This is a genomic window from Muricoccus vinaceus, assembly GCF_042433125.1.
In the GTDB taxonomy this organism is placed as follows: domain Bacteria; phylum Pseudomonadota; class Alphaproteobacteria; order Acetobacterales; family Acetobacteraceae; genus Roseomonas; species Roseomonas vinacea.
This window is the reverse complement of record NZ_JBHLVZ010000005.1, coordinates 263,760-284,950: the sequence shown is the minus strand read 5'-3', so window position 1 is coordinate 284,950 and position 21,191 is coordinate 263,760. Positions and strand designations below refer to the sequence as shown.

Genomic DNA, 21,191 nt, shown 5'->3' with positions numbered 1-21,191 from the left:
GCGGGCCGGGGTTTTCCCCGGCCCGTTCCGCCTCACATCTTCTTCGCGAGGCGGGAGGCGATCTCGAACATCTCCTCCGGCGCGTAGTCCGGCGTGAAGGCCGAGGGAACGCCCGTGAGCTGGTGGATCTTGCCGCCCTCGGGCATGCCGTCCACCACCGTCAGCTCGCCCGGCGGGTCGCCGGGCAGCGCCATCTCACCATTGCCCCAGATGCCCGCCATGTCCTTGTAGTCGGCGGGGCTGAACGTATAGAGGCGGCGGTGCGAGCCCTCGTCCAGGTACTTCTGGCACTCGGGGATCTTGCTCAGGTTGATGTTCGGGGTGGGCAGGAACTTCTCCAGCTCCACGCCCGTGAGCTGCTTCAGGGCCAGCGCGTAGGCATGCGCGTGGACCGAGCCGCGAACGAGCAGATAGCCGCAAACCTCGCGGCCCGTGGGGTCGGACAGGGTCTCGTAGACGCGCAGCTTGTGCAGGCGGGCGCCGCATTCCAGGTGGAAGTTGTGCAGCAGGTCCACCACCACGTTGCCGGTGGTGGTCACCATGTCCGCGTTCCAGGACATGGAGTTGCTGTTCACGGGCGTGCTGCCGCCGCCGTGGGAGGCGAAGGAGGCGAAGGAGCGGATGTCCTTCATCGCCTCGAAGGGGGCGCCGGAAATGTCGCCGCCGTCGCCCCGGTCGCCGCCGGGCTTGTCCGGGCCGTTGGCCAGCATGGCCACGCCGTTGGAGACCAGCTCCACATGGCCCAGCTCCTCGGCGGTGATGGCGGCGACGAGGCTGTAGAAGGGCTTGAGGTTGTCCTTGGAGCGGAAGTTGAAGCTCTGGAACATGTAGTTCCCGAGGGTCGACATCTCGCCATACTTGCCGCCCAGGAGTTCCTGGAGGGCTGCTGCGGCATTGGGGTCCTTGCGCTTGGGGGCGGGGAGCTCGGCCTGCAGCTTGTCGACGCGCATGAACATAGGCTTGTCTCCTGGGATACTGCCTGTCGGAACGGGCACTCCCGGGGATGGTTCGGCGCGATGACGGCTTCGTGCGCGGCGCCTCAGCCGGCGACGGAGCCCGGATCGCAGTTGCCGCCGCAGACGAGCACGCCGACGCGGGCGCCGGCGGGGGGCACCCAGGCGCCGCAGAGGAGGGCGGCCAGGGCCGTTGCGCCGCCGGGCTCGGCCACCAGGCGGGCGGCGGACCAGAGGCGGCGCTGCGCTTCCCGGATCGCCTCGTCCGGCACCAGGACGGATTCGCGCACCACGCCCCGGGTGGTCTCGAACATGAGGGCGCCGACGCGGCGGGCGCCGAGGCTGTCGGCCGCCAGGCCGCCCACGGGGGCGTCCACCGGGCTGCCGGCGCGCAGGGCGGTGTGGAAGGTGGGGCAGCCCTCGGGCTCCACGGCCACGAGCTGGGCCGGCCCCCGGGCGAGCCAGGCGGCCATGCCGCCGATCAGCCCGCCGCCGCCGACGGCCACGAGGATGTGCGTGAGCCCCGGCGAATCGGCCTCGAACTCCCGCGCGACGGTGCCCTGGCCGGCCAGGACCTCCGGCTGGTCGTAGGCGTGGACGGAGGTGGCGCCGGTTTCGGCGCGGCGGCGCTCGCTGGCGGCGAAGGCCTCGGCATAGGTGGCGCCGTCCTGCATCACCACGGCGCCGGCCTCGCGGATGCGGGCGACCTTGGAGGGGGCGGAGATGGCGGGAACGTGGATTTCCGCGCGGATGCCGAGCGCCGCGGCGGCATGGGCCACGGCCGCGCCGTGGTTGCCGCCCGAGGCGGCGATGACGGAGGTGGCGCCCGATTGCAGCAGGGCGTTGAAGGCGCCCCGCGCCTTGAACGAACCGCTGACCTGGAGCTGCTCCAGCTTCAGGGCCACGTCACAGGAAGTGCCCAGCGCCGGGGCGGGCAGGTCCAGAACGGGAGTGCGGCGGATATGGGGGAGGATGCGCGCGGCGGCGGCCTCGATGGCGGCGCGGTCCACGGCGGGGTGGGCGGTGCCGGATTCGCCGGGCCGCGATGGGCCGATCTGGGGAAGGCTGGTCATGCGGCGGTGGATGGGGCAGGTGGGGGCTCCTGTCCACCGGCCGCCTGGCCGGACGACGGGTCCAGGGCCGCGCGGGAACGGCACGCTTCCGTCATCCTGAGAATCCTGCCAGGGTCCAGTCGCAATTATGGGACAAGACCGGGGCTTCATGCTGCAACACGCCAGTTGCGCGGCGCGGGCTGGCGCGGGGGTGCTCCTGCTGGGGCCGCCCGGCGCCGGCAAGTCCGATCTGCTGCTGCGCCTGATGGGGGAGGGATGGAGTCTGGTGGCCGATGACCAGGTGCTGCTGCGGGCGGAGGGCGACGGGCTGCGCGCCTCGGCGCCGGCTGCCTTGCGGGGGATGATCGAGGTGCGGGGCCTGGGGCTGATGGAGGGGCTGGGATCGGAGGCCGAGGCCGTGCTGGCGCTGGCGGTGGACTGCGTGCCCCGCGCGGGGGTGCCGCGCTTGCCCGAGCCCGCGCGCTTCGAGGCGCTGGGGCGCGCCCTGCCGCGGCTGGCGATGCACGCGACCGAGGCCTCGGCGCCCCGCAAGCTGGCGCTCGCGCTGGACGCGCTGGCCGGGCGGATCGCCTGCCGCGCGGGAGCGCTGGAGGGCGCCGGCCCGCGGGCGGATGCAGGGGAGGCCGGGCGCTGAACGCCGCGGTTCCTCATTCCCCGCCCAGCCATCGGCCCGTGGTGGTGGTCACGGGGCTGTCCGGCGCCGGGAAAGCCTCGGCGCTGAACGTGCTGGAGGATCTCGGGCACGAGACGGTGGACAACCCGCCGCTGACGGTGCTGGCGCAGTTGATGGCGGGCCCCGGAGAGCGGCCGCTGGCGATCGGAATGGACACCCGCACCCGCGGCTTCGACGCGGCGGCGCTGCTGGCCGGGCTGGGCGCGCTGCGCGCCCGCGGCGGGCCGGCGCCCGACCTCGTGTTCATGGATGCCGAGGAGGACGTGCTGCTGCGGCGCTACTCCGAGACGCGCCGCCGCCACCCGCTGGCGCCCGCCGGCGTGCCGGGATCGGGCGTGGCGGACGGGATCGCGCGGGAGGCGGAGCTTCTGGGCCCGCTGCGGGACGCGGCGGACTGGGTGATCGACACCTCCGGCCTGCCCCTGCCGGAGTTGCGGCGCATGATCGAGCGGCGCTACGGGCGCACCGGCCGGGCGGGGCTGTCGGTCGCGGTGATGTCCTTCGGCTTTCCGCGCGGCCTGCCGCGGGAGGCGGACCTGGTGCTGGACCTTCGCTTTCTGCGCAATCCGCACTACGACCCGCTGCTGCGCCCGCTGACCGGGCGGGACGCGGCGGTGGCCGCCTATATCGAGGAGGACCCGGAGTGGGTTCCATTCTGGGCGCGCATGACGGCGCTGCTGGACCCGCTCTTGCCGGCCTATGAGGCGGCGGGCAAGAAGTACCTGACCGTGGCGCTGGGCTGCACCGGGGGCAAGCACCGCTCGGTCCTCACGGCGGAACGGCTGGCGGCCCACTTGGCCGCTGCCGGCTGGCCTGTCGAACTGTTTCACCGCGAGCTGGCGATCCGGGAAGCCTTTCCCGAACACGACTCCCAACGGGCCCTGCCGCACACCATATCGACCCATCGAGCATGAACCGAACCCAATCCGCTGCGCGCGCCCCGGCCGCCGGCCATCCCACGCTTCAGGCCAGGTTGAATTCCCCCACCCCCTTTCTGGCCGGTGGCGTGCCCGCTCGGGCACCCGCCGGGAGGCACCGATGATCGGCGTCGTCCTTGTCACCCATGGTCGCCTGGCGGAGGAGCTCCGCCTCGCCATGGAGCATGTCATGGGCCCTCAGAAGGCGATTTCCACCATCTGCATCGGGCCGGAGGACGACCTGGAGGGGCGGCGCGGGGATATCCGCGCGGCGGTGGAGGGCGTGGACCAGGGCGACGGGGTGGTGGTGCTGACCGACATGTTCGGGGGCACGCCGTCCAACCTGGCGGCCTCCATCAAGGACCGCTGCGCCCCCTCGGGCTGCTGCGGGCGCCAGGTGGAGGTGGTGGCGGGGGTGAACTTGCCCTTGCTGGTGAAGCTGGCGAAGCTGCGCGGCACGGAGCCGCTGGCCGAGGCGGTGGACCACGCGGTGATCGCGGGGCGGAAGTACATGGCCACCGCGGGGGAACTCCGCGGTGATGGGAACGGCAACGGGGGAGCGAAGCGATGAGCGAGAATGCCGCCGGAGCGGTCGAGCCGAAGCCGGTGCCGCCCGCGAAGCCCGAGGGGGCACCCGTGGTCCTCCGTCGGAACGTGACGATCCGCAACCAGCGCGGGCTGCACGCGCGCGCCGCCGCCAAGCTGGTAACCATCGCCGAGAAGCACTGCTCCTGCCTTAATGTCACGCATGACGGGCAGACGGTGCCGGCCTGCTCGATCATGGGGTTGATGATGCTGGGCGCCGGGCGCGGCGCCACCGTGCTGCTGGAGGCCGAGGGCTGGGATGCACGGGAGGCGCTGGACGAGGTGGCCGCCCTGATCGAAGCGGGCTTCAACGAAGAGTGAGGCCACCGAGATCCGGTGGAGCGCAGCTTGCCGGCAGGGGCCGGCGCGGAGGACGTGATGAAAACGGAGGCGCCGCCTACCCCGCGCGGCGCGGACGGTAAGTCCGCCGAGAAGGCCGAGGGCAAGGCGGCCGGACGGTCGGCCGAAAAGCCCTCGGAGGCGGGTGGCGCGAAGGCTGCCGAGGGCAAGGCCGAGGCCAAGGGGAGCCGGGCCGCGGAGCCGCGCAAGGCCGGGCGGCGGTCGCAGGAGCTGGCGATCAAGGGCATCGCCATCTCGCCGGGCGTTGCCATCGGCACTGTTTACGACACCGACGAAGCGCCTGCCGCAGCGCCGCGGCGCGCCATCACGGCCTCCAAGGTGGAGGAGGAGCGGGGGCGCCTGGCCGCCGCCATCACCGCCTCCCGCAAGCAGGTGTCCAAGCTGAAGGCGCGGCTCGCGATCCTGCCCGAGGAGGCGCAGGAGGAGCTGGAGCCGCTGCTCGACGCCTATTCGATGATGCTCGGCGAGAGCCGGCTCATCCGGGGCGCGCGCAAGCGCATCGAGGCGGAGCTTCTCTCGGCCGAGACGGCGGTGGAGGACGAGGCCGATGCCATCGCGGCCGCCATCCTCCAGGCCCGCGACGACGACAAGCCCGGGCTGCGGCGCCGCGCGGGCGAGGTGCACGAGATCGCGCGCCGCCTGACGCGCAACCTGACGCAATCCGGGTTCCGCTCCTTCAAGGATGTGCCGGAGGGGTCGATCCTTTGCGCGGAGGAGCTGACGCCCGCCGATGCGGCGCTGCTCGATCCCTCCCGGATCGCGGGGGTCGCGGCGGAGGAAGGCGGGGCGGACGGGCACACCGCAATCATGCTGCGCGCCCTGGGCATCCCGAGCGTGCTGGGCTTGCCCGGGCTGACCAACGCGTTGTCCCGCGGGGACCAGGCGGTGCTGGACGGGGGCGCCGGCACCATCGTGCTGCGCCCGGGGCGTGAGGCGCTGGTGGCGGGGCGGGAGTCCTCGGTCGCCTACGCCAAGGAGCGGACGCGGCTGGGCAAGCTGCGCCGCCTGCCGGCCGTCACCACCGATGGCGAGGAGATGGAGCTCCAGGCCAACCTGGAGATTCCGGCGGAGCTGCCGCTGATCGCCCAGGCCGGTGCGCAGGGCATCGGGCTGGTCCGCACCGAGTTCCTGTTCATGAACCGCCAGGGCCTGCCGGACGAGGAGGCGCATTACGAGGCCTACCGGCAGATCGTGGAGGGCACGGACGGGGCGGCTGTGACCATCCGCGTGCTCGACTGGGGCGGCGAGAAGGACATGGAGGCCCTGGCGGAGGGGGTGGAGCCCTTCCATGCCGGGCCCAACCCGGCGCTGGGGCTGCGCGGCATCCGCATGCTGCTGCGCCGGCCGGAGCTGCTGGAGGTGCAGTTCGCGGCCATCCTGCGGGTGGCGGCCCTGGGCCCGGTGCGGGTGCTGCTGCCCATGGTCACCATCCCCGAGGAGGTGCGCACCGCGCGCGAGATCTATGACCGCGTGGTCAAGCGCGTGCGGCGCCGCGGCGTGACGCTGCCGGAGAAGCTGCCGCCGCTGGGGGTGATGATCGAGACGCCCGGTGCCGCGCTGGCCGCCGACGCCATCGCGCTGGAGGCGGATTTCTTCGCGATCGGGACCAACGACCTCGCGATGTACACGCTGGCGGTGGACCGGGCGGAGGTGGAGGTGTCCCACCTGTACGACCCGCTTCACCCCGCGGTGCTGCGGCTGATCCAGTTCGCGACGGAGGCGGCGCTGCGGCTTCGCATGCCGGTTTCCGTTTGCGGGGAGATGGCGGGCAACCCGCGGCTGGTGCCCCTGCTGATGGGGCTGGGGCTGCGGAGCCTTTCCATGAACGCCAGCGCCATCCCGCGCGTGAAGCAGATGGTGCGCGCTCTGAACGTGGACGACTGCGCGCGCTTCGCGCGGCGGGTGATGGAGCAGTCCGACCCCAAGCGCATCCAGGAGCTGGTGATGAGCTTCGTGCCCGGCGAGGGACGCGGCTGAGCGCCGGGCCCGGGGTTTTGCCCCCGGGCGCCCCCGTGCCAGTCTGCCCGGGCATTGGCGGCGATCGGGCTGGAAGCGGGGACGGATGGATCAGGCGATTCCAGCGGTGGTGGAAACCCGGCACGGGCGCGACCCCGGGCGCGACCTGCGCCGGGTGGGGGTGAACCGGGACCACTGGTATCCGCTGGCCTGGTCGGGGGAGCTGAAGGCCGGAAAGCCGCTGGCGGTGCGCTTCGCGGGCGACCCGATCGTGCTGGTGCGGCCCAAGGAAGGCGCGGTCTTCGCGCTGGAGGATCGCTGCGCCCACCGACAGGTGCCGCTGAGCAACGGGCTGGTGGAGGGCTGCGCGATCCGCTGCGGCTACCATGGGTGGGCCTATGACCAGTCCGGGCGCTGCACGGACGTGCCCTATCTCGGCAAGGACAAGCTGCCCAACGGCGTGCGCGCCTATCCCTGCCGGGAGGCGGAGGGGCTGATCCTGGTGTTTCCCGGCGACCCCGCGCTGGCCGATGCGGTGCCGCTGCCGGCGCTCGGCTCGGTGGCGGACCCCCGCTACAAGACGCGGCGCTTCGGGCAGGAGGTCGCCTGCCACTACAGCTTCATGCACGAGAACCTGATGGACATGAACCATCAGTTCCTGCACCGCAAGCAGATGGGGAACATGGTGCCCCGCTACATGGGCGGGGACAAGGGCGAGGGCTTCGTCGAGGCGCGCTACACCTTCTCGCGCGTCGGCGGCAAGCAGCCCTGGGCGGAGGCGGCGATCTTCGGCGAGCGCCGCGCGGTAAGCGCCGAGGTCCCCGCCGGGAAGGCGGTCCAGAAGGACCTGATGACGATCCGGACGGAGTATCCCTACCAGACCTTGCGCATCCAGACCGGGGACGACGCGCCGGTGATGGACCTCTGGATCGCCTATGTGCCGGTGGATGCGGCGCAGCGGCGGAATCGGACCTTCGGGCTGCTCTCGATCAAGCGGCCGAAGATCCCGGGGCTGCTGGAGGCGGGCTGGCCGGTGCTGGTGCTGTTCACCGAGCGCATCTTCCGCGAGGACCGGGAGATCGTGGAGATGGAGCAGGCGGCGCACGACGCCCAGGGCGGGGACTGGAACCAGGAGGTGTTCCCCGTGATCCGCAACCTGCGCGCGCTGCTCCGCGACAGCGGTGGGGAGACGGTGGCGGCGGGGTGACGAAGCAGCCAGGGGTCACATAAAGATATCCTGATATCGTTTATGCCCTTGGCCAGGGCCGTCGCTCCGTGATAGGCGACGGCCAAATCCGAAAGGCCCGCAGCCCATGCCCGATACCCTTCCCCCCAAGACCGACTACGTCGTCGCCGATCTTTCCCTAGCCCAGTGGGGCCGCAAGGAGATCGAGATGGCCGAGGACGAGATGCCCGGCCTGATGGCGACGCGGCGGGAATACGGCCCGGCGCAGGTGCTGAAGGGGGCGCGCATCGCGGGCTGCCTGCACATGACCATCCAGACCGCCGTGCTGATCGAGACGCTGAAGGCGCTGGGCGCGGACGTGCGCTGGTCCTCCTGCAACATCTTCTCCACCCAGGACCACGCGGCGGCGGCCATCGCGGCCTCGGGCACGCCGGTTTTCGCCGTGAAGGGCGAGAGCCTGGAGGAATACTGGCACTACGTTCAGCGCACGCTGGAATGGGCCGATGGCGGCGAGCCGAACCTGCTGCTGGACGACGGCGGCGACATGACGCTGCTGGTGCATTACGGCCTGCGCGCCGAGCAGGGCGACACCAAGTTCCTCGATGGCGCGACCAATGATGAGGAGACGGTGTTCTTCGCCCTCATCAAGAAGCTGCTGACCCAGAAGCCCGGCTGGTTCGCCAAGCTCGCGGCCTCGCTGAAGGGCGTCTCCGAGGAGACGACCACGGGCGTGCACCGCCTCTACACCATGGCGAAGGAGGGCAAGCTGCTCTTCCCCGCCATCAACGTGAACGACAGCGTCACCAAGTCGAAGTTCGACAACCTCTACGGCTGCCGCGAATCCCTGGTGGACGCGCTGCGCCGCGGCACCGACCTGATGATGGCCGGCAAGGTTGCCTGCGTCGCCGGCTTCGGGGACGTGGGCAAGGGCTCCGCAGCCTCGCTCCGCAACGCCGGCTGCCGCGTGATGGTGACCGAGGTCGATCCCATCTGCGCGCTCCAGGCCGCGATGGAGGGCTACGAGGTCGTGACGATGGAGGACGCCGCCCCGCGCGCCGACATCTTCGTCACCGCCACGGGCAACGTGGACGTGATCACCATCGAGCACATGCGCGCCATGAAGAATCGCGCCGTGGTCTCGAACATCGGCCACTTCGACAGCGAGATCCAGGTTTCGGCGCTGCGCAACCTGAAGTGGACCAACATCAAGCCGCAGGTGGACGAGATCGAGTTCGCCGACGGCAAGCGCATCACCCTTCTCTCCGAGGGGCGGCTGGTGAACCTGGGCAACGCGACGGGGCACCCCTCCTTCGTGATGAGCGCCTCCTTCACCAACCAGACGTTGGCCCAGATCGAGCTCTGGACCAACGGCGCGGCCTACGGGAACAAGGTCTACACGCTGCCCAAGCACCTCGACGAGAAGGTGGCCTTCCTGCACCTCGAGAAGGTCGGCGCGAAGCTGACCAAGCTGACCCCGCAGCAGGCCGGCTATATCGGCGTGCCCGAGGCCGGGCCCTTCAAGGCCGAGATGTACCGGTACTGAGCTGAGCGGCCGAAGGCCGTTGCATCGGGGGTGCCTGGGCCGACCGGCCCAGGCACCCCTTTTTTTCGTGATTGGGCGGCAAGTGTGTCACCCAAACCAAGGGTTTAACGTGTAGTCTTTCCCCGCTGCATCAATCGCATACGGGAAGACCATGCCGCGCGCCTCCGCCAACCGACCCGCCAGCGCCGCGAGCAGCGCGGCCCCCGCCATGAACCCCTTCGGCACCCAGGCGGGGCTGCGGCGCTTCGCATCGCCCGCGGTGAAGGCCGCGCTGAAGCGGCGGGGCGGGCAGTTGCTGGGGATGATCGCGGGTCTGCTGGGGCTGGCGGTGCTGGTGGCGCTGGCGAGCCACGACCCGGCCGATCCTTCCCTCTCCACCGCGACGGCGCGGGTGCCCACGAACCTGGCGGGGCCCTTCGGCGCGATGGTGTCGGACGTGCTGCTGCAGGGCTTCGGCTGGGCCGGGCTGCTGCCCGCGCTTTGCCTGATGACCTGGGCGATGCGGCTTTCCACCCATCGCGGGCTTTCGCCCTTCGCGGGGCGCGTGGCGGCGCTGCTGGCCGGGCTGCCGCTGCTGGCGGCCGCGCTCTCGGCCAGCCCGCTGCCGGCGCCGTTTCCGGGCGGCATGGCCGGCGGCGCCATGGGCCCGCTGGTGCAGGAGGCGGTCGACGAGACGGTGGGCGCGATGTTCGGGCCCCTGGGCACCGTGCTGGGACATGCCGGGATCGCGGCGCTGGCGGTGGTGGCGACGGTGCTGGCGCTGGCCATCCCGCTGTCCTCCTGGCGGCGGGCCGGTGGGGCCGCGGCGCGCCGGGGCTCGGGCCTGGCCGGGAACATCCTGCGGCGCCGGAACATGGCCCGTGCCCGTGCCGCCGAGGCCCGGCAGGCGCGCGACCGCCTGGCGCTGCGCGAGGGCCGGGCGGAGGCGCAGCCCGGCTTCGTGACGAGGCTTCTGTCCCGCGTGCCGGGATCGGGGCGCGTGATGGAGCTGATGCGGCGCCGGGCGGAGCCTTCGCCGCAGCTTTCGGCGCTGCTGCGGGCAGCCGACGCGGCGGCCGAGGCCCCGCGCCTGCCGGCCCGCCGCGCGCCGCGGGCCCAGCCCGAGCGGCCGGCGGAAGGTGGGGAGGCCGCCGAGGCGGCGCGCAGCCCCGTGGCCGAGGCCCCGCGCGCCGCGCAGGAGGCGCCGCGCATCGCCGACCGCGTCGTGCCCCCGCGCCGCCTGCCGATCTCGGAGACGGTGAAGAAGGGCGACGACGGGCGCTTCCGCCTGCCGCCGCTTTCCCTGCTCAAGCCCGCGCCGGCGCGGCGGGAGACCGGGCCCTCGCAGGAGACCCTGGCGGAGAATGCGCGGCTTCTGGAATCCGTGCTGGACGACTACGGCGTGCGCGGCCGCATCGTGGACATCCGGCCGGGGCCGGTGGTCACGCTCTACGAGCTGGAGCCGGCGCCGGGCACCAAGTCGGCCCGCGTAATCGGGCTGGCGGACGACATCGCGCGCTCCATGTGCGTGCTGGCCGTCCGCATCGCGACCGTGCCGGGCCGCAACGTGATCGGCATCGAGCTGCCGAACGCCAAGCGCGAGACGGTCTACTTCTCCGAGATGATGGAGGCCGAGGACTGGTCGCGGAACCCGGGCAAGCTGCCGCTGGCGCTGGGCAAGGACATCGGTGGCGCGCCGGTGGTGGCGGACCTCGCGCGGATGCCGCACCTGCTGATCGCGGGCACCACGGGCTCGGGCAAGTCGGTGGGGATCAACACCATGATCCTGTCGCTGCTCTACCGCTTCGGGCCGGACGAGTGCCGCTTCATCATGATCGACCCGAAGATGCTGGAATTGTCGGTTTATGACCGCATCCCGCATCTGCTGGCGCCCGTGGTGACGGAGCCGCCCAAGGCGATCGGCGCGCTGAAGTGGACGGTGCGCGAGATGGAGCGGCGCTACAAGGCGATGAGCCAGCTCGGCGTGCGCAACATCGGCGGCTACAACGAGAAGGTGACGGCGGCGAGCGGCCGCGGCGAGCAGCTGACGCGCCGGGTGCAGACGGGCTTCGACCCCGAGACGGGCAAGCCCGTGTTCGAGGAGCAGCCGCTGGCGTTGGAATCCCTGCCCATGATCGTCGTCGTCATCGACGAGATGGCGGACCTGATGATCGTGGCGGGCAAGGAGATCGAGGGCGCGGTGCAGCGCCTGGCGCAGATGGCGCGCGCGGCCGGCATCCACGTCATCATGGCGACGCAGCGGCCCTCGGTGGACGTGATCACCGGCACCATCAAGGCGAACTTCCCCACGCGCATCTCCTTCTCCGTCACCTCCAAGATCGACAGCCGCACCATCCTGGGCGAGCAGGGCGCGGAGCAGCTGCTCGGCCAGGGCGACATGCTGCACATGGCCGGCGGTGGGCGGGTGAACCGCGTGCACGGCCCCTTCGTGTCCGACGAGGAGGTGGAGCGCGTGGTGGAGTTTCTCCGTGAACAGGGGGAGCCGGCCTATATCGAGGAGGTCACCGAGACCGACGACGACGAGGAGGGCGGCGGCGCCTCGCTCGCCTCCCTCGACGGCGGGGGCGAGAAGGGGCTCTACGAGCAGGCGGTCTCGCTGGTCTCGCGCGAGGGCAAGGCGAGCACCTCCTTCGTGCAGCGCCACCTCAACATCGGTTACAACCGCGCGGCCAAGCTGATCGAGCAGATGGAGCGCGACGGGGTGGTGGGGCCGGCCAACCATGTCGGCAAGCGCGAGGTGCTGACGCGGGCCGGAGCCGATGACTGATGCGCGTGATTGACGCGGATGGCTGAGGCGCACCGCTTCGCCCCATCGGGCGGCATCCCGAATTCGGACCTGCCGCTGCTGGTGTGGCGCGGGGTGCTGCCGGAGGATGCCGCGGCCATCACGCGGCACTTCGCCGGCCATGGCTGGTCCAATGCCTGGACGAACGGCGTGTTCGGCTACCACCACTTCCACAGCATCGCGCACGAGGCGCTTGGCGTTTCGCGCGGGGAGGCGCGGGTGCGCTTCGGCGGGCCCGGTGGCGAGACGCTCACCCTGCGCGCGGGGGACGCGGTGGTGATCCCGGCGGGCGTCGGGCACCGGCGGGAGTGGGCCAGTCCGGATTTCGAGGTGGTCGGCGCCTATCCCGGCGGCGGGAACTACGACATCCGGCGTGGCGAGGCGGCGGAGGCCGCGGAGGTCGCGGCGAACATCGCGGCCGTCCCTCGCCCTGCGGGCGATCCGGTGGAGGGGCGGCCTATCTGGGGGTGAGGGGCCAACACCAAGGCTTGATGCGCCCTTGCGCCCACCCGGGGGCGGTGCCTTCTCTCCGGACCGCTCCAACCGGAGGCTTCACCGATGCGCCGCCCGCTTTTCGCCCTGGCCCTCTGCGCCGCCGCCTTTCCGGCCCTGGCCCAGAACCGGCCGGCCAGCTTCCCGACGCGCGACGTGGTGGTGACCTATCGGGTGCTGGGCAACGCCTCCCCCCAGACGCCGCGGGAGTTCACGGTGGCGGCGCTGGCGGCGGAGGGGCGGCTGCGGGTGGAAGCGCCGTCCATGCCGGCCTGGGCGCTGGCGGACCGGCGCACCGGGCGCACGGAGATGGTGATGGATTCCATGCGCGTGGTGACGCCGAGCCCGGTGCGGCAGGACGAGGCCATGCGCTACATCCGGCTGGCCGAGACGGCGCGCCTGACCGGCGCGGGCAGCGCCAGCCAGGCCGGGCAGCGCTGCACCAACTACCGCTTCGAGGAGCAGGGCCAGCGCGGCACGGCCTGCCTGACGGCCGATGGCGTGCTGCTGCGAGGCGTGAACGAACGGGGCGAGGGGGTGGAGGCGACGCGCGTGGAATACGCGCGCCAGGACCCCGCGCGCTTCCGCGTGCCTGAGGGCTACCGCCGCATGGATCTGGGCGACATGGCCCGCAGCCTGGGCCTGGGAATGCCGCGCCGCTGAGCGCGGGGCATCCCCGGAGGCACCCGGCTCAGCCGAACAGGAACTTCAGCGCGATCAGCAGCAGGACGATCAGGCCGATCGCCCAGGAGGTGGCGCGGGTGAAGGCGGCCCAGCCGGTCTGGCGGTCGGCGATGATGTCCTTCGTCTGGACCGGTTCGAAGTCGATGTTCTGCTTGGCCTCGGCCATGGTCGGTGCCCCGTGATGGGCCGCCCCGTGGGGATCGTGTGGGCGGCGGTCAGGCCATTCCTGTAGGGAGCGCGGCGGGGCCGGGCAAGGGGTTGCGGCCCTGCCGGTGCTCGGGAGGCGGGTTGGCCAGGGCGCCGTCGGCCATCGCCATACTCAGCACCACGCGCCCGCCTTCCAGCCGCGCCAGCCCCGCGGCGGCCCAGGCGAGGGCGGCGGGGTAGAGGCGGTGCTCCTGCGCGAGGACGCGGGCGGCGAGCGCCGCCTCGTCGTCGTCCGGCAGCACGGGCACGGCGGACTGGGCGATGATCGGGCCCTCGTCCACGCCGGGGGTGACGAAGTGCACGGTGCAGCCATGCAGGCGCACCCCGGCGGCCAGCGCGCGGGCATGGGTGTCGAGCCCGGGAAAGGCCGGCAGCAGGCTCGGATGGATGTTCAGCATCCGGCCGGACCAGTGGGTGACGAAGCCTTCCGTGAGCACGCGCATGAAGCCCGCCAGCGCGATCATCTCGATGCGGGCCTCGGCCAGCTTCCCGCCGAGCGCGGCCTCGAAGGCGGCGCGGTCGCGCCCGAAGGGGCGGCTTTCCACCGTCGCCGTGGGAATGCCGGCCTCCCGCGCGCGGTCCAGCCCGGCCGCGTCGGCGCGGTTGGAGAGCACCAGGGCGAGCTCGGCGGGATAGGCCGGGTCCCGCGCGGCCGCGATCAGCGCGCCGAGATTGCTGCCGCGGCCCGAGATCAGGACCGCGGTGCGCCGCTTCAGTTCGGCCATGAGGGCGAAAGGCCGTCGGTGCGGACCTCCGCCTCGCCCTCGCCCGCCTCGATGCGGCCGATGCGGTGGGCGGCCTCGCCGTGCTCGCGCAGCAGGGCGATCGCGGCCTCGGCCTTGGCCTCCTCCACGACGAGCACCATGCCGATGCCGCAGTTGAAGACGCGCAGCATTTCCTCCGGCGCAACGCCGCCCGCGCGCGCGAGCCAGCCGAAAACCGGGGGCACGGGCCAGGCGGTGGCGTCCACCACCGCCAGGCTGTTGTCGGGCAGGACGCGGGGCAGGTTGCCGGGCAGGCCGCCGCCGGTGATGTGGGCGGCCGCCTTGATCAGCCCGGCGCGGTGCAGGGCCAGCACGGGCTTCACGTAGATGCGGGTGGGCTCCAGCAGCGCCTCGCCCACCGTGCGGCCGGTGGCGAAGGGGGCGGGGTCGGCAAGGCCCGCATTCCCGGCCTCCAGGATGCGGCGGACGAGGGAGAAGCCGTTGGAATGAACCCCCGAGGCGCCGAGCCCGAGCAGGATGTCGCCGGGCCCGACATCGCCGGCCGGCAACAGCGCGCCGCGCTCGGCGGCACCCACGGAGAAGCCGGCGAGGTCGTAGTCGCCCTTGGAATACATCCCCGGCATTTCCGCGGTTTCCCCGCCGACCAGGGCGCAGCCGGCCTGGCGGCAGCCCTCCGCGATGCCCGAGACGACCTCGGCCGCCTGGGCGACGTCCAGCGCGCCGGTTGCGAAGTAATCCAGGAAGAACAGCGGCTCGGCGCCCTGCACCACCAGGTCGTTCACGCACATGGCCACGAGGTCGATGCCCACCGTGGTGTGGTGGCGCGCGTCGATGGCCAGGCGCAGCTTGGTGCCGACGCCGTCCGTGGAGGAAACGAGGACGGGATCGGTGAAGCCGGCCGCGCGAAGGTCGAACAACGCGCCGAAGCCGCCCAGCCCCCCCATGTTGCCCGGGCGGTCGGTGGAGCGGGCCAGCGGCTTGATCCGGTCGACCAGCGCGTCGCCGGCCTCGATGTCCACGCCGGCGTCGCGGTAGGTCAGTCTGGTCATGGCGGTCCTTGATCGGCTATCCCAGGGGCTGTCCACGGGGAGCGGCGGATGCCCAGTTCAGACGGTCGCGGAACCCATCATGTCCGGCGCGCGGGCGCAATCCGCCGCGGGCGCAAGGCGGCCATTCGCGCTTCGATTCGCGCCTGCGCCGCGGCGGCGCTGCTGGCGCTGGCCGCGCTTCAGGCGCCGGCGCGGGCGCAGGATGACCCGGCGGTGCAGCGGGGCGTGCCGGCCGAGGCCATCGCGGCCAACGCCGTGCTGGCGCGGGAGCGGGCGATCGCCAATGCCCAGCGCCTGGCCTACCAGCGCTACGCCGCCGCCACGGGGGCCAACCCCAACGCCTCGCCCGCGCAGATCGAGTCGCTGGTCACGAGCATGGTGGTGGAGCAGGAGCGCTCCACCCTGAATGGCTATTCCGGGCGCTACACCATCCGCTTCCGGGGTGCGGGCACCTCCAGCAGCGGGGCGATGGCGGGCTCCGTTCCGTCCGGGGGCGGCGCCGGCACGGCGATGCCGCCACTGGGCGGGGCGGTGGCGCCCGCGGCAGCCCCGGGCGCCGTGCCCCCGGGCCTGCCGCCGACCCTGCCGCTGACGGCCTATCTGGATGCCGGGGCGCGCTTCTCCTCCTTCGGGGAGTGGCTGGCGCTGCGGCAGCGGCTGCTGGCCCAGCCCGCGGTGGGCAGCCTGGATGTGATGGCGATTTCGGTGGATGGAGCGCGTCTCCGGATCGGGCTGCGCAGCCCGCCGGCGGTGGCGGCACCGGAACTGGCGCAGGGGGGAATCCTGCTCGCCCCCAGCCAGCCGCCCGCCGCCAACGGCCTGCCGGCTCCGACAACCGGCCCGGGCTGGCGAGTTGGCCTTGCCGGAGGGACATGACCCGGGCCCGGAGGGGCGGGCCGGGGAGGCGGGCGCGCTGCGCGCCGCCGCCTCGCCGTCCGAGAGCGCGCTTTTCACCCTGCCGAACGTCATCACCCTCGCCCGGCTCTGCGCCGTGCCGGCGGTGGTGTGGCTGGTGATCCAGCACCGGCTGGACATCGCCTTCATGGTTTTCGTCGGCGCCGGGGTGTCGGACGCGGTGGACGGCTGGCTCGCGCGGGTGTGGAACGCGCGCTCCTTCCTGGGCTCCATCCTGGATCCCGTGGCGGACAAGGCCCTGCTGGTTTCGGTTTACGTGACGCTGGCCATCGTCGGGGTGCTGCCGGACTGGCTGGCGATCCTGGTGGTGTTCCGCGACCTGCTGATCGTGGGCGGGCTGCTGGTGCTGGCGCTGATGGGGTCCAAGCCGGCGATCCGGCCGCTGATGGTGTCCAAGCTGAACACGCTGATGCAGATCACCCTGGCGGCGGCGGCCCTGTTCCTGCGGGGCTTCGGGCTCGACGGGGCGTGGGTGCTGCCGGCCCTGATCGGCTGCGTGACCGCCACCACCATCGCCTCCGGCGCCGCCTATGTGCGCGACGCCGCGCGCTCGCTTCCGGCATGATGCCGCTGGACGAGGGCAAGGGCGTGGGGATGGTCCCCGGAAGCGGCGCCGGGATCGGCCCCGGGATCGGCATGGGCGCGGGCGGAGCCCCGGTGCGGCCGTCGGCGCGGGCGGCGGAGGCGCAGGCGCGCGCGGCGCTGCCGCCCTCGCCCGGGCCGCGCAACGCCACGCGGGCGCAGCGGCTGGGGCTGGTCTTCGGCCTGCTGGCAGCGGCGGTGTTCTCGCTGTGGTTCTTCTCGGCCATCCTCACGCCCTTCGTGCTGGCGATCTGCGTGGCCTATTTCCTGGACCCCGTGGCGGAGCGGCTGGCGCGGATCGGCGTTCCGCGCTGGCTGGGGGCGGGGCTGCTGGTGCTGGGGCTGATGGCGCTGGCGCTGGTCGCCCTGCTGCTGCTCTATCCGCTGCTGATCTCCCAGATCGGCGTGCTGCTGGCGCGGCTGCCCACCTATGTCACGCGCATCGGCACCATGGTGCAGGACCTTCTGGTGGCGGCCGAGAAGGCCTTCGCGCCGATGGAACTGGACCCCCGGCTGCAGGACCTGGCGGTGACGCAGGTGGGGTCCATCCTGGTCTGGCTGGGCACCTCGGCCACGCGGCTGATCGGGGGCGGCTATGCCCTGTTCAACGTCTTCACCTTCGCGGTCGTGACGCCGGTGGTGGGCTTCTACCTGCTGCGGGACTGGCCCCGGCTGATGGCACGGATCGAAACCTGGCTGCCGCGGCGCAACGCCGCCGTGCTGCGCCAGCTCGCGCGCGACACGGACCGGGTGCTCTCGGCCTGGCTCCGGGGGCAGTTGATCTGCTGCGCGCTGCTGGCGGTGTACTACGCCCTCGTGCTCTCGGCCGTGGGGCTGGAGCTCGGGGTTCTGGTGGGGCTTCTGGCGGGCATCTTCACCTTCATCCCCTATGTTGGGTCGCTCACCGGCATGGCCACCGCCATCCTGCTGGCGATCGGGCAGTTCGGCACGCTGAGCGGCGTGGGGATGGTGATCGGGGTGTTCCTGATCGGGCAGGTGGTGGAGGGCTACATCATCTATCCGCGGTTGCTGGGGGATCGGGTGGAGCTGCACGCGGTGTGGGTGATCTTCGCGCTGTTCGCGGGCGGCGTCGCCTTTGGCTTCCTGGGCGTGCTGCTGGCGGTGCCGATCGCGGCCATGATCGGCGTGCTGGCGCGCTACTGGCTGCGCCGCTACCTGGAAAGCCCGCTCTACCTCGACCCGCCCCGGACCGGGGGCTGAACCGAACCCATGCCCCGACAGCTTGCCCTGCCGCTGCTTCCGCGCGCCGAGATCGAGATCGACCCGGTCCCGGACTCATCCAACGCCGTCGCCCGCACCTGGCTGGGCGACCCGCTGAGCTGGCCCGCCGGGCGGCTGGCGCTGCACGGGCCGGAGGGAAGCGGGAAGTCGGCGCTGCTCGCCCAGGCCTCCCGCCGGCTGGGACTGCGGCGCCTGTCCGGCCCCATGCTGCGCGGCGTGCCCGAGGGGGCGCCGACCGCCCTCGACGACGCCGATTGCGCGGCCGAGGAGCCGGCGCTGTTTCACCTGATCAACGCCTGCGCCGCGGGCGGCCACCTGCTGCTGATGGCCGGGCGGGAGCCGCCCTCGCGCTGGCCGGTCGCGCTGCCGGACCTCGCCAGCCGCCTGCGGGCCACCGCCTCGGCCGCGCTGGGCCAGCCGACGGACACGCTTCTGCGCAGCCTGCTGGCCCGGCACTTCGAGCGGCGCCAGCTTCGCGTGGAGCCGGCGGTGCAGGACTGGCTGCTGGCCCGCCTGCCGCGGGAGGCCGCCGTGCTGGCCGAGGCCGCCGCCCGGCTGGACCGCGCGGCGCTGGCCGGGGGCGGGGGGATCACCCGCGGGCTGGCGCGGGCCGCCCTGGCGGGGATGCTGGACGGGAGCGGGGAGGAGGGCTGGGTTGACGATTTTGTGGCAACCCCGGACGCGCCCTCCGCTTCCATGGGCACCTTGCTGTAGCCTTGAGGCCATGGACGCCAACCCCGACGCCACCAAGACCGAGCCGCCCAAGCCCGACGCACCGCGCCCCGTGGGAGGGCGCGCGCCGCGAGCGGACCAGTCGGCTTCCCTGCGGGGCACCCCACCGGGGGCCGCCACGGTCGAGATCCTGCCCGCCGAGCCGCTGCCGGCCGTGCCCGCGCTTTCCGATCCGGGCCGCTTCATCAACCGCGAGCTGTCCTGGCTGGCCTTCAACGAGCGCGTGCTGGAGGAAGCGGCCAACCCAGCCCATCCGCTGCTGGAGCGGCTGCGCTTCGTGGCGATCTCCTCGGCCAACCTGGACGAGTTCTATTCCGTGCGCGTGGCCGGGCTGGCCGGGCAGGAGCGGGCGGCGATCGCCGCCATCTCGCCGGACGGGCTGACGCCGGGGCAGCAGCTGGCCGCCGTCCACGAGCGGGCCGGGCGGCTGCTGGCGCACCAGCAGGACGGCTGGCTGAGCCTGCGCGGGCAGTTGTCCGAGGCGGGCATCCGGCTGAGCGATCCGGGCGACCTTTCCCCCGCCGACCGCGAATGGCTGGCGAATTGGTTCATGGAGCGGGTTTTCCCCGTGGTCACGCCGCTGGCGATCGACCCCGCGCACCCTTTCCCCTTCCTGCCCAACCTCGCGCTCTGCCTGATCATGAAGCTGGTGCGGGAGGAGGATGGCGGCACCATGCGCGCCATCCTGCCCCTGCCGCCGCAGATCGAGCGCTTCATCCGCCTGCCCACGCCGGCGCCGCGCGCGGAGGGGGCGCGGGAACCCGCGCGCTTCGTGCTGCTGGAGGAGGTGATCCTTCTCAACCTGCGCCGGCTCTTCCCCGGCTTCATCCTGGCCGAGCGCGGCCTGTTCCGCCTGATCCGCGACACCGACGTGGAGTTCGAGGAAGAGGCCGAGGACCTCGTGCGCTCCTATGAGAGCGCGCTGAAGCGCCGGCGGCGGGGGCGGGCGATCCGGCTGTCGGTGACCGCCGACACCCCGCCCGACCTGGTGGTGCTGGTGGCGGAGGAGCTGGACGCGCCGCAGGGCGAGATCTTCACGCTGGAGGGGCTGCTCGGGCTCTCGGACCTGACGCAGCTGATCCTGGACGACCGGCCGGACCTTCTGTTCAAGCCCTACACGCCCCGCTTTCCCGAACGGATCCTGGATTTCGGCGGCGACTGCTTCGCGGCCATCCGGGCCAAGGACATCGTGGTCCACCACCCCTACGAGTCCTTCGACGTGGTCGTGCAGTTCCTGCGCCAGGCGGCGCGCGACCCGGCGGTGGTGGCGATCAAGCAGACGCTCTACCGCACGTCGCGCGACAGCCCCATCGCGCGCGCCCTGATCGAGGCCGCCGACAGCGGGAAGTCCGTCACCGCCATGGTGGAACTGAAGGCGCGCTTCGACGAGGAGCGCAACATCGCCCTGGCGCGCGAACTGGAATCGGCGGGCGTGCAGGTCGTCTATGGCTTCGTGGACCTCAAGACCCACGCCAAGGTCAGCCTCGTGGTGCGGCGGGAAAGCGGGTCGCTGCGCTCCTACGCGCATTTCGGGACGGGCAACTACCACCCCGTCACCGCGCGCATCTACACCGACCTGTCCTTCTTCACCGCCGATCCCGGGCTGACGCGCGACGCCGCGCGGCTGTTCAACTACATGACCGGCTATGCGCGGCCGGAAACGATGGAAAGCCTGGCCTTCGCGCCGCTCACCCTGCGGCCGACGCTGATGGGCCTGATCGAGCAGGAGATCCTCAACGCGCGCGAGGGCAAGCCGGCCGGCATCTGGCTGAAGCTGAACTCCCTGGTGGACGAGGGGCTGATCGACGCGCTCTACCGCGCGAGCCTCGCGGGGGTGAAGGTGGATTGCGTGATCCGCGGCATCTGCTGCCTCAGGCCGGGGGTGCAGGGCTTGTCCGAGAACATCCGGGTGAAGTCCATCGTCGGGCGCTTCCTCGAGCATTCGCGCATCTGCGTCTTCGCCAACGGCCACCGCCTGCCCAGCCGCCGCGCCCGCGTGTTCATCAGCAGCGCCGACTGGATGGCGCGCAACATGGACTGGCGCGTGGAAACCATGGTTCCCGTGGAGAACCCGACGGTTCACGCCCAGGTGCTGGACCAGATCATGGTGGTGAACCTGAAGGACCGCGACCAGTCCTGGGAGCTGCATCCCGACGGGACCTACCGCCGCGTGGCGACGCTCGCCGGGACGACCGGCGCGCAGCCGCTCTCGGCGCATGAGTACTTCATGACCAACCCCTCCCTTTCCGGCCGCGGCAGCGCGCTGCACCGGGCGCCGCGCCCGCGCGCGCCCGTGCGTCGCCGACCGGACCGCGTGGCGCAGGACTGATCCGCTTGGCATATCCCGAAGCACCGGACCTCCAGCCGCGACCGGCGGACGAGGCGGCTCCTCCACGTCCAGGGCAGCCGCCTTCGGCGCGCGCGGGCGACGCTGCTGCGCAACGCCTGGGCGACGTTGCTGCGCAACGCGCTGGCGACGTTGCTGCGCAACGCGCTGGCGACGTTGCTGCGCAGCGCGCTGGGGTGGTGGAT

At 72.4% G+C, this 21,191-nt stretch carries 20 protein-coding genes; 15 read left to right on the top strand and 5 right to left on the bottom strand.

All coding sequences use genetic code 11. From position 1 onward, the window contains the following. Positions 1 to 32: 32 nt before the first annotated feature. Positions 33 to 950, bottom strand: coding sequence for a manganese catalase family protein (locus tag ACFFIC_RS07800; protein ID WP_377049606.1), 918 nt, complete (start codon positions 948 to 950; stop codon positions 33 to 35). A gap of 89 nt (positions 951 to 1,039) precedes the next feature. Further along, the gene (locus ACFFIC_RS07795) at positions 1,040 to 2,026 is read right to left on the bottom strand and encodes a serine/threonine dehydratase (RefSeq protein WP_377049605.1); all 987 of its coding nucleotides are present in this window, start codon (positions 2,024 to 2,026) and stop codon (positions 1,040 to 1,042) included. Positions 2,027 to 2,174: 148 nt separating this feature from the next. Between ACFFIC_RS07795 and ACFFIC_RS07790 the strand changes: the two genes are divergently transcribed. The 10 genes from ACFFIC_RS07790 to ACFFIC_RS07745 all read left to right on the top strand — a co-directional run bounded on the left by ACFFIC_RS07790 (position 2,175) and on the right by ACFFIC_RS07745 (position 13,186). Continuing rightward, a complete protein-coding gene (locus tag ACFFIC_RS07790; RefSeq protein ID WP_377049604.1) occupies positions 2,175 to 2,660 on the top strand; it encodes an HPr kinase/phosphorylase in 486 nt (161 codons plus the stop codon). A gap of 38 nt (positions 2,661 to 2,698) precedes the next feature. Continuing rightward, complete coding sequence (rapZ, locus tag ACFFIC_RS07785; protein WP_377049603.1) at positions 2,699 to 3,613, top strand: RNase adapter RapZ; 915 nt, start codon at positions 2,699 to 2,701, stop codon at positions 3,611 to 3,613. A 124-nt stretch (positions 3,614 to 3,737) separates the two neighbouring features. Continuing rightward, the gene (locus ACFFIC_RS07780; protein WP_377049602.1) at positions 3,738 to 4,187 is read left to right on the top strand and encodes a PTS sugar transporter subunit IIA; all 450 of its coding nucleotides are present in this window, start codon (positions 3,738 to 3,740) and stop codon (positions 4,185 to 4,187) included. Beyond that, on the top strand, positions 4,184 to 4,522 hold the full coding sequence (locus ACFFIC_RS07775) for an HPr family phosphocarrier protein (protein ID WP_377049601.1): 339 nt from the start codon (positions 4,184 to 4,186) through the stop codon (positions 4,520 to 4,522). The genes ACFFIC_RS07780 and ACFFIC_RS07775 overlap by 4 nt, the downstream gene beginning before the upstream one ends. Positions 4,523 to 4,549: 27 nt before the next feature. Then, positions 4,550 to 6,538, top strand: coding sequence for a phosphoenolpyruvate--protein phosphotransferase (ptsP, locus tag ACFFIC_RS07770; RefSeq protein ID WP_377049600.1), 1,989 nt, complete (start codon positions 4,550 to 4,552; stop codon positions 6,536 to 6,538). An 85-nt stretch (positions 6,539 to 6,623) separates the two neighbouring features. Then, the gene (locus ACFFIC_RS07765) at positions 6,624 to 7,724 is read left to right on the top strand and encodes a Rieske 2Fe-2S domain-containing protein (RefSeq protein WP_377049599.1); all 1,101 of its coding nucleotides are present in this window, start codon (positions 6,624 to 6,626) and stop codon (positions 7,722 to 7,724) included. A 106-nt stretch (positions 7,725 to 7,830) separates the two neighbouring features. Continuing rightward, positions 7,831 to 9,246 (top strand): adenosylhomocysteinase, encoded by a 1,416-nt coding sequence (gene ahcY, locus ACFFIC_RS07760; RefSeq protein ID WP_377049598.1) that lies wholly within the window; start codon positions 7,831 to 7,833, stop codon positions 9,244 to 9,246. 151 nt (positions 9,247 to 9,397) lie between these two features. Continuing rightward, the gene (locus ACFFIC_RS07755) at positions 9,398 to 12,013 is read left to right on the top strand and encodes an FtsK/SpoIIIE family DNA translocase (RefSeq protein WP_377049597.1); all 2,616 of its coding nucleotides are present in this window, start codon (positions 9,398 to 9,400) and stop codon (positions 12,011 to 12,013) included. Positions 12,014 to 12,031: 18 nt separating this feature from the next. Beyond that, a complete protein-coding gene (locus ACFFIC_RS07750) occupies positions 12,032 to 12,502 on the top strand; it encodes a cupin domain-containing protein (RefSeq protein WP_377049596.1) in 471 nt (156 codons plus the stop codon). An 87-nt stretch (positions 12,503 to 12,589) separates the two neighbouring features. After that, positions 12,590 to 13,186 carry a hypothetical protein gene (locus ACFFIC_RS07745; RefSeq protein ID WP_377049595.1) on the top strand — a complete coding sequence of 199 codons (597 nt, stop codon included), beginning with the start codon at positions 12,590 to 12,592 and terminating at the stop codon, positions 13,184 to 13,186. A 28-nt stretch (positions 13,187 to 13,214) separates the two neighbouring features. On the opposite strand, the gene ACFFIC_RS07740 is transcribed toward ACFFIC_RS07745, so the two are convergent. Genes ACFFIC_RS07740 through purM form a run of 3 tightly spaced genes read right to left on the bottom strand, consistent with a single transcriptional unit; the run spans position 13,215 to position 15,188 of the window. Beyond that, positions 13,215 to 13,373 (bottom strand): preprotein translocase subunit SecE, encoded by a 159-nt coding sequence (locus tag ACFFIC_RS07740; protein ID WP_377049594.1) that lies wholly within the window; start codon positions 13,371 to 13,373, stop codon positions 13,215 to 13,217. Positions 13,374 to 13,422: 49 nt separating this feature from the next. After that, positions 13,423 to 14,139: a phosphoribosylglycinamide formyltransferase gene (gene purN, locus ACFFIC_RS07735; RefSeq protein ID WP_377049593.1), complete on the bottom strand. Its 717-nt coding sequence runs from the start codon at positions 14,137 to 14,139 to the stop codon at positions 13,423 to 13,425. Beyond that, entirely contained in the window at positions 14,127 to 15,188 is a 1,062-nt protein-coding gene (gene purM / locus ACFFIC_RS07730) for a phosphoribosylformylglycinamidine cyclo-ligase (protein WP_377049592.1), read from the bottom strand. Before purM ends, purN begins: the two co-directional genes overlap by 13 nt. Before the next feature lie 48 nt (positions 15,189 to 15,236). Here purM and ACFFIC_RS07725 point away from each other — a divergent pair, with 48 nt between their 5' ends. Genes ACFFIC_RS07725 through ACFFIC_RS07705 form a run of 5 tightly spaced genes read left to right on the top strand, consistent with a single transcriptional unit; the run spans position 15,237 to position 20,988 of the window. Beyond that, positions 15,237 to 16,064, top strand: coding sequence for a hypothetical protein (locus ACFFIC_RS07725; RefSeq protein ID WP_377049591.1), 828 nt, complete (start codon positions 15,237 to 15,239; stop codon positions 16,062 to 16,064). Then, the gene (locus ACFFIC_RS07720) at positions 16,048 to 16,668 is read left to right on the top strand and encodes a CDP-alcohol phosphatidyltransferase family protein (protein ID WP_377049590.1); all 621 of its coding nucleotides are present in this window, start codon (positions 16,048 to 16,050) and stop codon (positions 16,666 to 16,668) included. The genes ACFFIC_RS07725 and ACFFIC_RS07720 overlap by 17 nt, the downstream gene beginning before the upstream one ends. Further along, positions 16,665 to 17,906 (top strand): AI-2E family transporter, encoded by a 1,242-nt coding sequence (locus ACFFIC_RS07715; RefSeq protein ID WP_377049589.1) that lies wholly within the window; start codon positions 16,665 to 16,667, stop codon positions 17,904 to 17,906. Before ACFFIC_RS07720 ends, ACFFIC_RS07715 begins: the two co-directional genes overlap by 4 nt. 9 nt (positions 17,907 to 17,915) lie before the next feature. After that, complete coding sequence (locus tag ACFFIC_RS07710; RefSeq protein WP_377049588.1) at positions 17,916 to 18,641, top strand: P-loop NTPase family protein; 726 nt, start codon at positions 17,916 to 17,918, stop codon at positions 18,639 to 18,641. A 10-nt stretch (positions 18,642 to 18,651) separates the two neighbouring features. Continuing rightward, positions 18,652 to 20,988, top strand: a complete 2,337-nt coding sequence (locus ACFFIC_RS07705; RefSeq protein ID WP_377049587.1) for an RNA degradosome polyphosphate kinase — start codon at positions 18,652 to 18,654, stop codon at positions 20,986 to 20,988. Positions 20,989 to 21,191: the final 203 nt, after the last annotated feature.